Here is a 13,146-nt window from a genome sequence, read left to right on the forward strand (position 1 = left end):
AACGAAACAGCGCCGATGATAGTGTAGCATTTGCTATGTGAAAGTAGGACATTACCAGGCTTCAAATTGTAGAGAGCCCGACTAGAAATAGTCGGGCTTTTTTACGTCTGCAGAAAAGTGAAATACGCGCAATTAACACACACTCACATCAACACCTATCACGTAGGCCGGGCGAGCGTAGCGACTCCCGACGTTAAAATCACATCTAGAAGTGTGCAATTAATATTTATAAAAGTAGGATTGTTAATGAGTGCAGAGGTATTTAGTCGTTAATCATTACTTAAAATTTTATCTAGTTGTCCCGCTCTCATTTTTATATAGATACTTCTAATAAAGTACTTAAGAAAACTGTACTATTACAGGTGTTTTAAAATAACTATAACGAGAAACAAATGAAATTATTAACTGTAGCAACTTTAATAGTTGCTTCATCGACAGCTTTTGCACGCCCTGCACCGTTAGTGTCTATTCCTACTCATGATGCCTTTTTTAATAGTATTGCAGCGCATTGCGGTAAAGCTTTTGAAGGTGAAGTAGCGGTAGATAACGCGAAAGGCCCAAGCTCATTTACAGATAAAAAACTGGTTATGCATGTACGTAAATGTAGTGAGACTGAGTTACAAGTACCGTTTCATGTAGGAGACGATGCATCACGTACGTGGATCATAACTAAAACGGGTAGCGGCTTGAGTTTAAAGCACGATCATCGTCATAAAGATGGAACAGACGACGCATCAACTATGTATGGTGGCCATACGCTTGATGCAGGGTCTGCGCAGATACAGTCGTTTCCAGCAGACCAATACTCTAAAGAGTTATTTGTAAAACAAGGTCTTGCGCAGTCTGTAGGTAATACATGGCAAATGTATATTTACCCAGAAGTATTTACTTATCGATTAATTCGCCAAGGACGTGAGTTTAAGGTGGATTTTGATTTAACTAAACCGATTACTCCACCATCAGCACCTTGGGGTTATAAATAAGGTTACTTACCCTTACTTGTATCTTCTTTAGTTTCGCATTGGAGTAAAACACTTAAATCAGGTTGGTAAGCGCGTGGTTTTGTTGGAAAGCGTTCGTACTCTTGCACGCCTTCAAGTACTTTCAACATAAAGGTATTGCCTCGGCATAGACGGTCAGCATGACGTAACAAAAATACACTTTGATTGGTAAAGTGTTTGTAATCGTCTGACTGGATTTCTATTTTATAGTTGTCTTCGCCAATTTGTGTTTGGTAGTAATGTACTTTGTTATCAAAGTCGTAGAGCTTCTCGGTTTCGGCTTTTTCAGCAAGTGCAGTATTTGCACTCGAAAGGGCCACCAGCGTAGCGCCTATAAATAAGCGTGGTGTGTTTATTCCTTTCATAAAATGTATCCTTTAATTTGCGAACTTTATACCCATTAATAAGAGTAATAAGGTCGATTTCTTTACGTATTAGTCTAACACCCAAAAAGGGAAAGTGTGATGTTCAAACAAATAAAACAACTTTTTGCTGTATTCGATGAACAGCAGCCAAGTATGCAAGAGCACGACTTAAAAACAGCGGTTGCTGCATTATTAATTGAAGTTATGCGCGCAGATACCAAGCTTGAACATGATGAACAACGAACCCTGACTGTAACCTTAAAAAAGTACTTTAATTTAACAGACACTGAGGTTAATGAGCTTACTAATAATGCGGCAAGTAGCTTAGATGATTCGATAGATTACTTTCAGTTTTCAAAACAGATTAATGAGCATTGTAGCGCGGAGCAGCGAATAGAAATAATAGAGTTATTATGGCGCTTAGCGTATGCCGATGGAGAAATAGATCCCCAAGAAGACTACGTTATACGTAAAGTAGCAGGGCTTTTATATGTAACGCATACCGACTTTATCGCCGCCAAAATAGCAGCGACAAAGTAATTAGTTATTTAGGCGTGCAAGTTATCTTAACTTACTTGCAACGCTTACTAACTGATGAGCGAGGGCTGATACTTTTTCAGCCGTTACAGGTTCATTTATTTGCCCATTCTCATTAAACAGTGTGTGCACAGCGGGTACTGCAAGTTGATCGGCAAGTACTAACGATCCAATGCCGCTTAATATATCACGCACATGATTTAAACCGCGTAAGCCGCCAAGCCCACCAGGCGATGCTGCAAACAAAGCAACCACTTTATTACGAAAAGCAGGAACAGCACCTTGCTCTGTACGCGATGCCCAATCAATCGCATTTTTTAGTGCTGCGGTAATAGAGCCGTTGTACTCTGGGCTTGCTAGTAAAATACCGTCGGCTGTACGTAGCTTATCTTTTAAAAGCTGTACATCGCTTGGTGTACCTTGCGCTTCAATATCTTCGTTAAATAGTGGGATGTTTAATTCGTTTAGTTTTATTACTTCTACTTCAGCACCTGTTTGTAGAGCAAAACGTGCTGCCTCATTAATAATTTTTTGGTTAAAGCTTTCTTGGCGAAGGCTTCCAGCTAGGGCGATAATTTTTGGTGCTGACATGGTAGTGGCCTTTTAATGTTTTAAGTTACATGACTAATGTAGCAAAATTTCACTTGTAGAAAACCCTAATAAACGCAACACTTGTGTGCGTATATGCACATAAGTAAAAGGTAGGCAGCATGGCGATAAAATTTGAAGATTGGCAAGACGTTAAAGTTGCGTTCGAAGTAGCACGGTTAGGCACGCTAACAGCAGCGGCCGAGGAGCTTAATGTGCACCACAGCACAGTGCTTAGGCGAATTAATAATCTTGAAAAAAACTTAAATGCACGGCTTTTTCATCGCCATGCTCGTGGCTACAAGGTTACTGAAATTGGCACCAAGTTATTTGCAACAGCACAAACAATCCATAGCTCCTTAGAGCAGTTACATAACGATATAGTAGCGGCCGATAGCACCCTTAGAGGTAGTTTGTTGCTAACGACGGTAAGTGGCTTTATGGATGTCCTTGGTGATGTATGTGAGCAATTTCAGGCGCTACATCCACAAGTGCAGCTTGAGGTTATTTTAGAACAAAAAAGGCTAAGGCTCGATCACGGACAAGCACATATTGCAGTGCGTGCAGGCCCAAGGCCTGATGAAGGCGATTATATTGCTCAGCATTTGGCGCAGCTTTCATCGGGTTTATACGCTAATAAACGTTACATTAATAAATACGGTATGCCTAAATTATTAAGTGATTTACAACAACATAACTTTGTATCGGGCGTGGCTGGTTTTAATGCCCGCGTGCCTTATTTTGCATGGGCTGATGAGCACATTCCTGCATCGCAAATAAAGCTGCGAGTATCTGAAACTGCAGAAGCGACTCGTGCAATCATTAAAGGGCTAGGCATTGGCGGATTACAACATGACGTAGCGGCGCAATATCCTGATTTAGTGCCTATATTACACAGTGAGTTAAGCTGGCCTACCGATGTATGGTTAGTCACGCATCACTTAGTGCATCGTACTGCTAAAGTACAAGCTTTTGCAGGGTTGTTAAAAACACACTTTAGTAAGTTAGCTGCTAATCAATAGTTTTAGCTGTATTTTAAATGATTATAGTGTTTTTTTTACTTCTATCCCTAGGCGTTTAGCCAAGCGTACTAAGTTTGCTCTATCTAATTCAAGTACTCTTGCTGCTGCTGACCAGTTGTAGTTATGCTTCTTTAATTGCTCGGTAATTACGTTGTATTGCAACGATTCTACAGCTTGCTTTAAAGGTTGGTTGATTAAGGTGTTGGTTGTACTTTGGCTTGCTACTAGAGAGTTTTGCGGCGCACTCGGTGTTAAGTCACAGTGCTCGCTTGTAATGGTTATTATTGGATTTTGCCATTGGCTTTGTTTTGCTTTAAGGGCGCTGCGGCTAATGACGTGTTCAAGCTCGCGAACGTTACCTGGCCAGTTGTACTGATTAAGCAATACTTGCGCTTCAGGGCTTAGTTTTAATTGTTTTATCCCTAATTTACGGGCTGTTTGCTCGATAAAATAACCAGCTAAGAGTGTTATGTCGTGCTCGCGTTTACTAAGTGGTGGCACAGTAATAGGGTAGACACTGAGGCGATGGTATAAATCGGCTCTAAAGCGACCTTGAGCTACTTCTTCTTTTAAATTTCTGTTGGTTGCAGCAACGACGCGTACATCTACGTACTTTGGCGTGTCTTCTCCTACCGTTTGTATTTCGCCACTTTGTAGCACTCGTAATAGTTTACTTTGCATGCCCAGGGGCAGTTCGCCTATTTCATCTAAAAATAACGTGCCGCCATCAGCTAATTGAAATTTACCTTGGCGCGAATTTAGTGCGCCTGTAAAAGCCCCTTTAGAATGACCAAAAAATTCACTTTCGGCGAGGTTTTCGGGAAGCGATGCACAATTTAAGTGAATAAGCGGTTGATCTTTTCGAGCTGAATTTAAGTGAATGTTACGCGCAACAAGCTCTTTCCCTACCCCTGTTTCACCTAATATAAGCACGCTAAAGTTAGATGCTGCAACGAGTTTAATTTCGTTTTTAAGTGTTTGCATTAGTGGACTTTGACCAATAATTTCACCGCCGTCACGTGTTAATGCTTCACGATTTAGTTCTTGTACTAATGCACTTGAGTGCTGTGCATGCTGTTTGTAATGGGCAAGTTCTAAGGCCGTTTTAAAGTGCGCGCTACACAGCGTTTGTAAGGTATTGAGTGTATCAGCGCTTATGCTGTTAAATGCATTGGCGTTAAGGCTATCAAACGTAAGTACGCCAAGTAGCGCGTTTTTATCATAAAGAGGTAAACCTAAACATGCATGTACCGGTATGTCGCCGGTTTTAGCTAATAGTAATCCGTCGTATGGATCGGGTAGTGGGCAGTCGTGCGCAAATTGAAGCGCGAGTGCGCTTTTGCAAATAGCTTCTAGGCGAGGGTGTTCTACTATTTTAAATCGTCTGCCTAAACTGTCGGGCATTAATCCTTTAATTGCCAGTGGTTTTAATTGTTCGCCCTGAAGCACTAATAACGCACTTGCATCACTTGGAATAACCCGCTCAACCGTTGCTAGTAATTGATCAAAGCTATGCTCGTGTAGTGTACTCTGAGCAAGCTCTAGAGCAACTTGTGTAAGGTTGAATTGCTGGTTCACGTCAAAATGACCTATTTGTGTTTTTATGAGTTAATTTATAGTAGGTCATAAAGACTCACACTGTAAAGTGATTTAATTTAACTTGTTGAATTTAATTAATTAAACTTGTTGGCACAGTATGTGTAATAGCTAAGTAACGTAGTTAGTTACAGAGATCGCTATGAACACACTAATGCTGAATAATTTAAATAATCAAACACAGTTTAGTTCACTGCATGGGGCACTAGCGTGCGCTGAATACTTTTTTGCTCAGTATGGTGTAGGGCAGGAAATAAAATAATGCGCCCTATAAACTTAACTGAGCCAATGCCAGCACGCGTTGCTATTCATCAAGTATCTCAATGGCCGTTATGGATGCTAGCTTTTAGGCCTTTCTTTTTAGGCGGTGGCTTATTGGCATTTTTGTCAGTGGGGTATTGGCTACTTATTTTAACAGGCCATGCAAGTTGGCACTTATCGATACCTGCGACATTATGGCACGCGCACGAAATGCTGTTTGGCTTTGCAGGAGTTGTAGCTGTTGGCTTTTTACTTACCGCAGCACAAACGTGGACAGGCGTGCCGAGCATAAGTGGCAAAGCCCTTATGTGGCTTACGCTTATATGGCTTGCAGCGCGCTTAGCATTTTTTGTAGTACTGCCAGATATTGCTCATTTTAATTTATATGCTGCACTTACATTACAAGTTATTTGGTGGCTAGGCGCCATAACCGCGTTGGCTAATATGTTATTAAAAGCCAATAGCAAAAGTAACTATCCGTTTTTAGCTATTTTAGCTGTGCTTTGTGGGCTCAATGTATTGTATTTAATACTTGTTTTACAACAAAACATGCAGCTTGCACTTGGTGTGGTTGATACCGCAGTGCTGGTTATTACTTTACTAGTTGGCATTGTTGCGGGCCGCGTTTTACCATTTTTTACCGCTAAAGGTCTGGGGTTAGCCGCACAAGTTCGCACTCCTAAAATAGATAAAGCTGTTATGTATTTATCTATTGTGGCTATCACTTTATTTTTCATCAACAAGTTGTTTTTGAACACGATTAATCCTGCGTTAGTTGTTGCAATTGTTGCTGCGCTTCACCTGCTTAGGGCTGGTTGTTGGTGGGATAGCAAGGTATTGAGAGTGCCGTTGTTATGGTCTTTACATTTTTCCTACTTAGCGTTAGGCGTAGGGTTAATGATGGTTGCATTTAGCTTTTATAGCAGTGCAATACAATTTAAAGATGCGCTGCACTTAATCACTATTGGCACAATAGGTATGATGATTTTAGCAATGATGACGCGTGTATCACATGGTCATACAGGGCGGACACTCGCTATTCCTCATTACATGGCTGTTGCTTTTACGTTTTTGCTTGTGGCCGCTATTACTCGTTCATTACTCCCTTTTATTATTGGGCCTCACCTTGCTTGGCAAATAAGTGCTTTGCTGTGGTTAGTGGCTTTTTCATTATTTTTAATTCACTGCACACCTATATTAACGCGGCGTCGTGTTGATGGGCGTCGTGGTTAGTTTACCCATAGGAAACACATATGTTATCTGATAAAACCATTGAGATTGTAAAAAGCACAGTTCCGCTATTAGCGCAGGCGGGTACGGTTGTTACCGATCATTTTTATAAGCGTTTATTTAGTCATAATCCTGAGCTTAAAAATATTTTTAATATGGCGAACCAAGATACAGGTCGTCAGCAATTTGCACTTTTTAATGCATTGGCTGCGTATGCACAAAATATTGATAATTTAGCCGTATTAAAAGAAGCGCTAACACGTATTAATCATAAGCATACAAGCTTGAGTATTTTACCTGAGCATTACCCTATTGTAGGTGCACACTTAATTGGTACGCTTAAAGAGCTTCTTCCTGAGCAATTTACTCCCGATGTTGAATACGCTTGGCGCGAAGCTTACGGCGTACTTGCTGATATTTGTATAACCGAAGAAGCTGCTTTGTATGAGCACAGTAAAAATAAACACGGTGGTTGGGCGGGAACTCGGCAATTTGAAATAACCAACAAACAGGCCGAATCAGAACTAGTAACGAGTTTTACACTTACGCCAGTTGATGGCGAAGCTGTTATTACACATAAACCAGGGCAGTATTTAGGTATTAAAGTTAAGCCAGAGGGCGCTGAATATGAGGAAATTCGCCAGTATTCTATTTCACAAAAAAGTAACGCTAAAAACTACCGTATTAGTGTTAAAAAAGAGCTACAGCCAAAGCCTGGCATGGTGTCTAATTATTTACACTCATTAGAGCAAGGCACTATTGTTGAGTTATACCCGCCGGCAGGAGACTTCTTTTTACGCAATAACACAAGTCCAGTGGTTCTCATTTCAGCAGGTGTTGGGCAAACGCCAATGCTGGCTATGCTTGAAACGTTATTAAGTGACAATTCTAATCAAGAGATTATGTATTTACATGCTTGCGAAAATACTCAGCAACATTCGTTTTCAAAATATTTATATGATCTAACAGCGCAGAATAACCACTTGAAAACAATAACGTGGTTTAACCAAGCGACAGAGGGCGCTGACTTTACTGGGTTAATGAACCTAAATGCAGTACAAGCACAGCTACCATTGAGTAATGGCGACTTTTACTTATGTGGTCCTGCCGGTTTTATGGCATTTATAAAAAAGCAGTTACTTGAATTAGGTGTTAAAAACGAGCAGATTCATTATGAAGTGTTTGGTCCGCATGAAGACTTGTAATAACGCTTTAAAATAGAAAAAGGCGTACAGCGATGTGCTGCGCGCCTTTTTATAAACGCTAATAAAGTGCCTTATAACTCTTTACAGGTCACACCTTCAAGTACTGTAGTAAGCTCTTTTTTAGGATAGTAAAGCTCGCATTGGTTATTACGTAGTTGCAAAATAAACTTCTCAGATTTTATATTATGCGCGCCCATAATTACTCTGCCATCAGACCCTTTACTCATTGCATGATCAATTAGCAGTTCGCTACGTTTAGTAAATACGGAATCGGAAAGTGTTACTAATGCGCCTCCCTTAGCTTGTTGAATTGCCTGTTGTAGTGTTGCAATAACGCTAGGATTAACGCTCGTTAATATAGCGGGTTTAGCGGGATCACTATTTACACTTTGGCATCCACCTAAAGCGAATAAGGTAGCTAATGGGAGTACTAATTTAGCCATTACCTTTCCTCACTCAGTGTTGGCCAAGTTAAGTCCATATTACGCTGGGTAAATTGCTCAGGCATATTTAAAGGAATGAGAGATTCACGAGAGCTTGAAAAATTAGCTGGCTCTGCTTTTGCAGCAGCCGTTCTAATTGGGCAATTGCCATTTTCAACATGAAACAATGCGGTGGCTAAAACGGCCTCGTCACTGTCGCCTAACTGATGATCAAAGTCGTCCTCAATTTCACAACCTTGAACATCAGCATCAAATTGTGGCGTAGGGGTTGGTGTAAAACCCGCAGCGTATTCGCCAAATCCTTTGCTATTTACCCCACTAAATTGAATAGTGTAATAGGTTGTTGCGCAGTTATGAGTTGGGGTAAAGCCATAGGGCTTACCGCAGGTTGTATCGCCAATTAAAATAACTTCTGCGTCTATACCTTTTAAACCATTAATAAAAGCTTCTGATGCCGAACAGGTGCCTGATGTGCTTAATACATAAACCTTCGATAAGTTTAAATCAGGTAGGTTTTCACCTGTGCTAAAAAAAGTAGAGTAATCTATTTCTTCATCAATAAATGGAAAAGGTGAATCAACGGGTTGTTTATCGTTTTGTTGAGTTTGATAATAAAAGCGGTTGTTAACGTTGGCATTACCGGCAACCATATAAGCTAATTGTGCCGACAGTGCTAATAAACCACCACCGTTATATCTAAAGTCGATTACAAGCTCATCAATACCATCGGTTTTAAACTTATTTACTGCATCAATAAGCCCTTCTTGGGCAATGCTTATATGGCTATTAAATTGCATGTAACCCACGCTTGAACCATTTGCGGTTGTAATCGTTTTAACATTTTGAACCGGTGTTTGTTCAATATTGCCAGCGGTTACATTAAATGTTTTTTCGGCGCCATCGTTACTGCGTACAACAATAGTATGTGAGTCGCCGTTAGTAGGACTAAATAAACCTTCGTTAAGCGTATCTACACCCGACTGTGTATTGGTATTAATGCTAACACCGTCAACTGAAAGTACAGTATCACCACGTTGAAAGCCTATTTGGCTTGCAGGTGAATCATCTTCAAGATAAGCGACGCGTAAAATACGGTCGGCTGTATCGCCAATAAACGCCCAATTTATACCGTAACCAGAAGTAACGCCCGATTGCGCTTCTTGAAAGTAATCTTCAGTAGGTTCTGAAAAATGAAAGTTATCTTTTTTTGCTCCTGAGTCGGTAAGCTGCTCTGTTTTTAATTGGGCAAAATAATCGGCTACTGTGGCAAAGCTTTCAGGATCGTTATCGGCAATCTCATCATACCAAAGGTAGGTTTCGTCGCTCCAAGAACGAAGCCAGAGTTTTTCGTAAAGGGCAGAACCGGCTTGATCTGGGTAAGGCTCGTTGTTATTAAAGGGATCGTTACCCGTACGCGGGGTTTCGCAAAAGTTTTTTAAATCGTTAGAGGGTTCAAATACACCCGCAGTCCATGTTGGACTGCTACTAACAGGTGTTGTAACTACAGGGGCTGAGTCGATACCGCTACCGCCGCCGCCACAACCGGTCAAAGCAAAGCCCGCAAATGCAGTGAAAATGGCAAGCGAGGTTTTATTATTTTTAAACATAGTTAAGGGCTTTTTTGTAAATAAGTTGTTTAAAATATTACAACACTCGCTCGTTTATTCAACATTTATAACTTTGATTTATGTAAATGAGTGTTAAAGCTTAGAGCTTGCTCGCACTACTTGTATCTGCGAATGCTTGCTTTTGCCATGCATTAAATAACTTTTGCTGTTTATCAGAGATTTTTAAACCGTATGTTTTTTGCATGTAAGCGTAGGTGTCAGCTATACGTTTTCGTGCATAAACAGGCGGTTCAACTACACGTTGCTTAAAGTTTACTTTTACTTCGCAACGACCATATTGTGTGGCGTTTTCGCTAAGCATACCAAAACGATAATTAGAGCGATCGGCATTAATTTCGCCAATAGCTGGCGCTAAGTTATTTATATCAGCTTCCATTTTTCTAAATTTAGCACTTACTTTACGGCAGTTTTTACGCCCGCCATCTTGCCAGCATTGTAGCTGGTGACCAAATTCCCACGCCGGAACAATGTGCTCCCACTCAATGCGTAGTGCTCGCACATTTACTTTACCTGAGCGGGTAAGGGTATTTCGAGGAATGTAACCACAGTTAGACGGGTCAGGAACGAGTTTTTTGCCTTCTTTTTTAATATCACAGCCGCAGTAAATGCTTTTGGCGTTGTCAGGTAGGGTTTTAATTAAATGTCTTTTAGCCGTTGAAAAACGGGTAAATTGTTCGGCTGATACCGAAACGCACACACAACAAGCCAATAAGGCCAGAATAAATCGAGTCATATCCATCACAAATGTGAACTACAGGAATAGGCAGTTTAAAGCCTTGAAGATAAAAGATAAAGTTAACTTAAGGCCTACGCTTATATTAATAAAAAGTGCCTGATTAATTTTTTACTCAAAGTTATTTTCACTATTCATTTATTTCTCACTATTTATCGTATTTTAACCACACAAGGTTACCCGTTAAGGAGTATGCTTAAAGCTTACTCAATATGAGGATTTGGATTGCAAATGAAATTTGTTGATTATTATGCAGTGCTTGGAATATCGCCTGATGCAGATGATAAAGCGGTTAAAGTAGCTTATAAAAAGTTAGCCAGAAAATATCACCCAGATGTAAGCAAAGAGCCTCAAGCAGAAGATAAGTTTAAAGAAATAGCAGAAGCTTACGAAGTCATCCATAACAAAGAAGAACGCACTAAATACGACGAGTTACGTCGTCACCAACAAAATCGTGCTCGTCAACAGCAAGGCCATTATGGTGGTAACAATGCCTCTTCGCAAAGTAATTATCAGCAAAGCGATCCTCAAACCGACCAAGAGTTTTCTGACTTTATTAATTCAATGTTTGGCGGAGCTGGTGGATTCGATCGTTCCGGGCAGAGCAGAAGTAACGCCGCTCGCGCGCAAAAAGGACAAGATGTGGAAATAGAGTTCCCAATTTTTCTTGAAGAGACTTTAGTTGATACCGTTAAGCCTGTTGAGTTTATGTTACCGCAGCGAGACAGCAGTGGCCGTGTCACTGAAATTAAAAAATCACTTAAAGTGAAAATTCCTGCAGGCTCAGTAAATGGCGAGCGAATTCGACTAAAAGGACAAGGCGGATTAGGGTCAGCTAATGGGCAAAATGGCGACTTGTATTTACAAATTAGTTTAGTGCCTCACCCATTATTTGATGTTGAAGGTCATAACCTAAATATAGTTGTCCCTCTTGCACCATGGGAAGCGGCTCTTGGTACAAAGCTAAATTTACCTACGTTGACAGGAAACATCCAATTAACTATTCCTTCTAATAGTCAGTCTGGTCAACGCTTGCGTATTAAAGGTAAGGGATTAATGAGTAAAAAAGCTAAAGGTGACTTATTTGCTGTGCTTAAAATTGTTAATCCAACATCTGTTGATGATACCAGTAAAAAACTGTGGGAAGAATTAGCCGAAAAAGCTCACTTTAATCCCCGTAATAACTGGAGCAAGCCATAATGCAAATTATCGTGACACAAAAAGACGATTTACTTACTAGCAAAGAGCTATGTTTGAGCAGTGATATTAGCGAAGCAATTTTATATGAGCTAGTTGAGCATAATATTGCGGTTCCAATTGATGGGGATCATGTTACGCAGTGGCAATTTACGGTATCTGCAGTGACCTTAGTTAAAAAAGCGGCCCGTATCCAACATGACTTTTCGTTAGATTGGTCGGCAATAGCTTTAGTTTTACAATTGCTGGATGAGCGTGATGAGTTGATTTTCGAAAACGAAATGTTAAAGCGACATTTGAGTCGATTTAAGCACTTGGAATAAAATAAGCCCTAGGCTTATTTACTCTTTGATAAGTGGGCGCTAGCTCTCAAAAACCAATATGACTACTTTGATTTATTCTTATTTTTAATTCGGATAAATCGTTTTAGTCGTATATTTTGTATAAGTAGTAATATTCCACTTAAACAAAAAAGTACACTGGTTGCTGAAAAGCTAATAAGCAGTGGATTATTAAAATTCTCTCGCTCATCGTAATCCATAATATGTAACATCCAAAAAAAGTCGAATATTCGCCATAGCGTGCTGCGAACGGTAACAACTTTGCCGTTATTTTCTGACAAGTACAGTGTTGTGTTAAATGTGTCGTCAAATTGTACCTGCCAAACATTGGTTTTATATCCTACTTCTCGCATACCTTGCTTTAGTAGTACAGCGCTTGTTACTTGAGCGTCAATAAGTAAGTGTGCTTTAGCATTTGCGGTAATTTGTATTTTAGTTGGCGGTTCAAATGGTCGGCCTGTTATTCCATTGAAGCTTTGCTGCTCGTTATTACTAAAGACAGTAATAAGTGGTGTAGTTAAGAAGTTCTCAAAAATTATTTGTGTTGGATTAACCACCTGAGAGGCAATATCGTCAAGTGAGGCAACATAATCAGCCTGCGTAAATGGGTTATTAAGAGTACGTGTTGCAAGATGCTCCCCATGAACTTTATCAAGAGGGATTGCACTCATAATTAAACCACCTAGTAACCATGCTAAAATTTGTAGTGCTAATAAATATCCTAACCATTTATGTAACTTGCGAGCATGTTTAAATATTTTTTTATTCATGTTTTAGTCTTATTATTTTTAGAAGCTAGTTTATTACATTAATAGGATAAGTTACTGCGACATTTTGTCGCAGTTTAAACTATAGCTTACTGTAATCATTTAAAAATAAAAAAGATTACACTTAAATTCCTAACATGACTTATCTGTTTAATTGAGCTGAATATTTGATATCCAGCTAGCTTTAAATGCTAAAAAATACTTAAAAGCTGCGAAATATCCATATAAAGTG

14 protein-coding genes are annotated in these 13,146 nt (G+C 39.9%); 7 read left to right on the plus strand and 7 right to left on the minus strand.

Features of this window, described 5'->3' with window-relative positions; genetic code table 11:
• The first annotated feature begins 392 nt into the window (after positions 1–392).
• Positions 393–983, plus strand: a complete 591-nt coding sequence (locus H5126_RS15880) for a hypothetical protein (RefSeq protein ID WP_182720123.1) — start codon at positions 393–395, stop codon at positions 981–983.
• A 2-nt stretch (positions 984–985) separates the two neighbouring features.
• On the opposite strand, the gene H5126_RS15885 is transcribed toward H5126_RS15880, so the two are convergent.
• Positions 986–1,366, minus strand: coding sequence for a hypothetical protein (locus tag H5126_RS15885; protein ID WP_039489163.1), 381 nt, complete (start codon positions 1,364–1,366; stop codon positions 986–988).
• Between the two features lie 99 nt (positions 1,367–1,465).
• Here H5126_RS15885 and H5126_RS15890 point away from each other — a divergent pair, with 99 nt between their 5' ends.
• A complete protein-coding gene (locus H5126_RS15890; RefSeq protein ID WP_154904115.1) occupies positions 1,466–1,906 on the plus strand; it encodes a TerB family tellurite resistance protein in 441 nt (146 codons plus the stop codon).
• 21 nt (positions 1,907–1,927) lie between these two features.
• On the opposite strand, the gene H5126_RS15895 is transcribed toward H5126_RS15890, so the two are convergent.
• Positions 1,928–2,494, minus strand: coding sequence for an NADPH-dependent FMN reductase (locus H5126_RS15895; protein WP_008138682.1), 567 nt, complete (start codon positions 2,492–2,494; stop codon positions 1,928–1,930).
• A 119-nt stretch (positions 2,495–2,613) separates the two neighbouring features.
• On the opposite strand from H5126_RS15895, the gene H5126_RS15900 reads away from it, so the two are divergent.
• Positions 2,614–3,513 (plus strand): LysR family transcriptional regulator, encoded by a 900-nt coding sequence (locus H5126_RS15900; protein ID WP_154904117.1) that lies wholly within the window; start codon positions 2,614–2,616, stop codon positions 3,511–3,513.
• Between the two features lie 21 nt (positions 3,514–3,534).
• Here H5126_RS15900 and norR read toward each other — a convergent pair whose 3' ends face one another.
• A complete protein-coding gene (gene norR / locus H5126_RS15905) occupies positions 3,535–5,091 on the minus strand; it encodes a nitric oxide reductase transcriptional regulator NorR (RefSeq protein WP_182720122.1) in 1,557 nt (518 codons plus the stop codon).
• Positions 5,092–5,370: 279 nt separating this feature from the next.
• Between norR and H5126_RS15910 the strand changes: the two genes are divergently transcribed.
• Complete coding sequence (locus H5126_RS15910) at positions 5,371–6,603, plus strand: NnrS family protein (protein ID WP_182720121.1); 1,233 nt, start codon at positions 5,371–5,373, stop codon at positions 6,601–6,603.
• Between the two features lie 20 nt (positions 6,604–6,623).
• Complete coding sequence (gene hmpA, locus H5126_RS15915; protein WP_182720120.1) at positions 6,624–7,805, plus strand: NO-inducible flavohemoprotein; 1,182 nt, start codon at positions 6,624–6,626, stop codon at positions 7,803–7,805.
• A 71-nt stretch (positions 7,806–7,876) separates the two neighbouring features.
• Here hmpA and H5126_RS15920 read toward each other — a convergent pair whose 3' ends face one another.
• The 3 genes from H5126_RS15920 to H5126_RS15930 form a co-directional block, all read right to left on the minus strand.
• Positions 7,877–8,248 carry a hypothetical protein gene (locus H5126_RS15920; protein WP_024605009.1) on the minus strand — a complete coding sequence of 124 codons (372 nt, stop codon included), beginning with the start codon at positions 8,246–8,248 and terminating at the stop codon, positions 7,877–7,879.
• Positions 8,248–9,855: a S41 family peptidase gene (locus tag H5126_RS15925; RefSeq protein WP_182692764.1), complete on the minus strand. Its 1,608-nt coding sequence runs from the start codon at positions 9,853–9,855 to the stop codon at positions 8,248–8,250. The genes H5126_RS15920 and H5126_RS15925 overlap by 1 nt, the downstream gene beginning before the upstream one ends.
• A gap of 100 nt (positions 9,856–9,955) precedes the next feature.
• The gene (locus tag H5126_RS15930) at positions 9,956–10,609 is read right to left on the minus strand and encodes an endonuclease (protein WP_149603346.1); all 654 of its coding nucleotides are present in this window, start codon (positions 10,607–10,609) and stop codon (positions 9,956–9,958) included.
• Positions 10,610–10,840: 231 nt separating this feature from the next.
• On the opposite strand from H5126_RS15930, the gene H5126_RS15935 reads away from it, so the two are divergent.
• Both H5126_RS15935 and H5126_RS15940 read left to right on the plus strand, forming a co-directional pair.
• Positions 10,841–11,809, plus strand: a complete 969-nt coding sequence (locus tag H5126_RS15935) for a DnaJ C-terminal domain-containing protein (protein WP_138489795.1) — start codon at positions 10,841–10,843, stop codon at positions 11,807–11,809.
• Positions 11,809–12,129, plus strand: coding sequence for a chaperone modulator CbpM (locus H5126_RS15940; RefSeq protein WP_182720119.1), 321 nt, complete (start codon positions 11,809–11,811; stop codon positions 12,127–12,129). The genes H5126_RS15935 and H5126_RS15940 overlap by 1 nt, the downstream gene beginning before the upstream one ends.
• Before the next feature lie 62 nt (positions 12,130–12,191).
• On the opposite strand, the gene H5126_RS15945 is transcribed toward H5126_RS15940, so the two are convergent.
• A complete protein-coding gene (locus tag H5126_RS15945) occupies positions 12,192–12,917 on the minus strand; it encodes a hypothetical protein (protein ID WP_182720118.1) in 726 nt (241 codons plus the stop codon).
• Positions 12,918–13,146 lie beyond the last annotated feature (229 nt).

It is taken from the genome of Pseudoalteromonas sp. SG45-3 (genome assembly GCF_014164075.1).
In the GTDB taxonomy this organism is placed as follows: Bacteria; Pseudomonadota; Gammaproteobacteria; order Enterobacterales; family Alteromonadaceae; genus Pseudoalteromonas; species Pseudoalteromonas distincta.

Bases quoted from the DNA above. Each gene is read 5' to 3' on its own strand.
- H5126_RS15880 (WP_182720123.1), top strand. From the start codon at position 393: ATGAAATTATTAACTGTAGCAACTTTAATAGTTGCTTCATCGACAGCT.
- H5126_RS15885 (WP_039489163.1), bottom strand. From the start codon at position 1,366: ATGAAAGGAATAAACACACCACGCTTATTTATAGGCGCTACGCTGGTG.
- H5126_RS15890 (WP_154904115.1), top strand. From the start codon at position 1,466: ATGTTCAAACAAATAAAACAACTTTTTGCTGTATTCGATGAACAGCAG.
- H5126_RS15895 (WP_008138682.1), bottom strand. From the start codon at position 2,494: ATGTCAGCACCAAAAATTATCGCCCTAGCTGGAAGCCTTCGCCAAGAA.
- H5126_RS15900 (WP_154904117.1), top strand. From the start codon at position 2,614: ATGGCGATAAAATTTGAAGATTGGCAAGACGTTAAAGTTGCGTTCGAA.
- H5126_RS15910 (WP_182720121.1), top strand. From the start codon at position 5,371: ATGCGCCCTATAAACTTAACTGAGCCAATGCCAGCACGCGTTGCTATT.
- hmpA (WP_182720120.1), top strand. From the start codon at position 6,624: ATGTTATCTGATAAAACCATTGAGATTGTAAAAAGCACAGTTCCGCTA.
- H5126_RS15920 (WP_024605009.1), bottom strand. From the start codon at position 8,248: ATGGCTAAATTAGTACTCCCATTAGCTACCTTATTCGCTTTAGGTGGA.
- H5126_RS15925 (WP_182692764.1), bottom strand. From the start codon at position 9,855: ATGTTTAAAAATAATAAAACCTCGCTTGCCATTTTCACTGCATTTGCG.
- H5126_RS15930 (WP_149603346.1), bottom strand. From the start codon at position 10,609: ATGACTCGATTTATTCTGGCCTTATTGGCTTGTTGTGTGTGCGTTTCG.
- H5126_RS15935 (WP_138489795.1), top strand. From the start codon at position 10,841: ATGAAATTTGTTGATTATTATGCAGTGCTTGGAATATCGCCTGATGCA.
- H5126_RS15940 (WP_182720119.1), top strand. From the start codon at position 11,809: ATGCAAATTATCGTGACACAAAAAGACGATTTACTTACTAGCAAAGAG.
- H5126_RS15945 (WP_182720118.1), bottom strand. From the start codon at position 12,917: ATGAATAAAAAAATATTTAAACATGCTCGCAAGTTACATAAATGGTTA.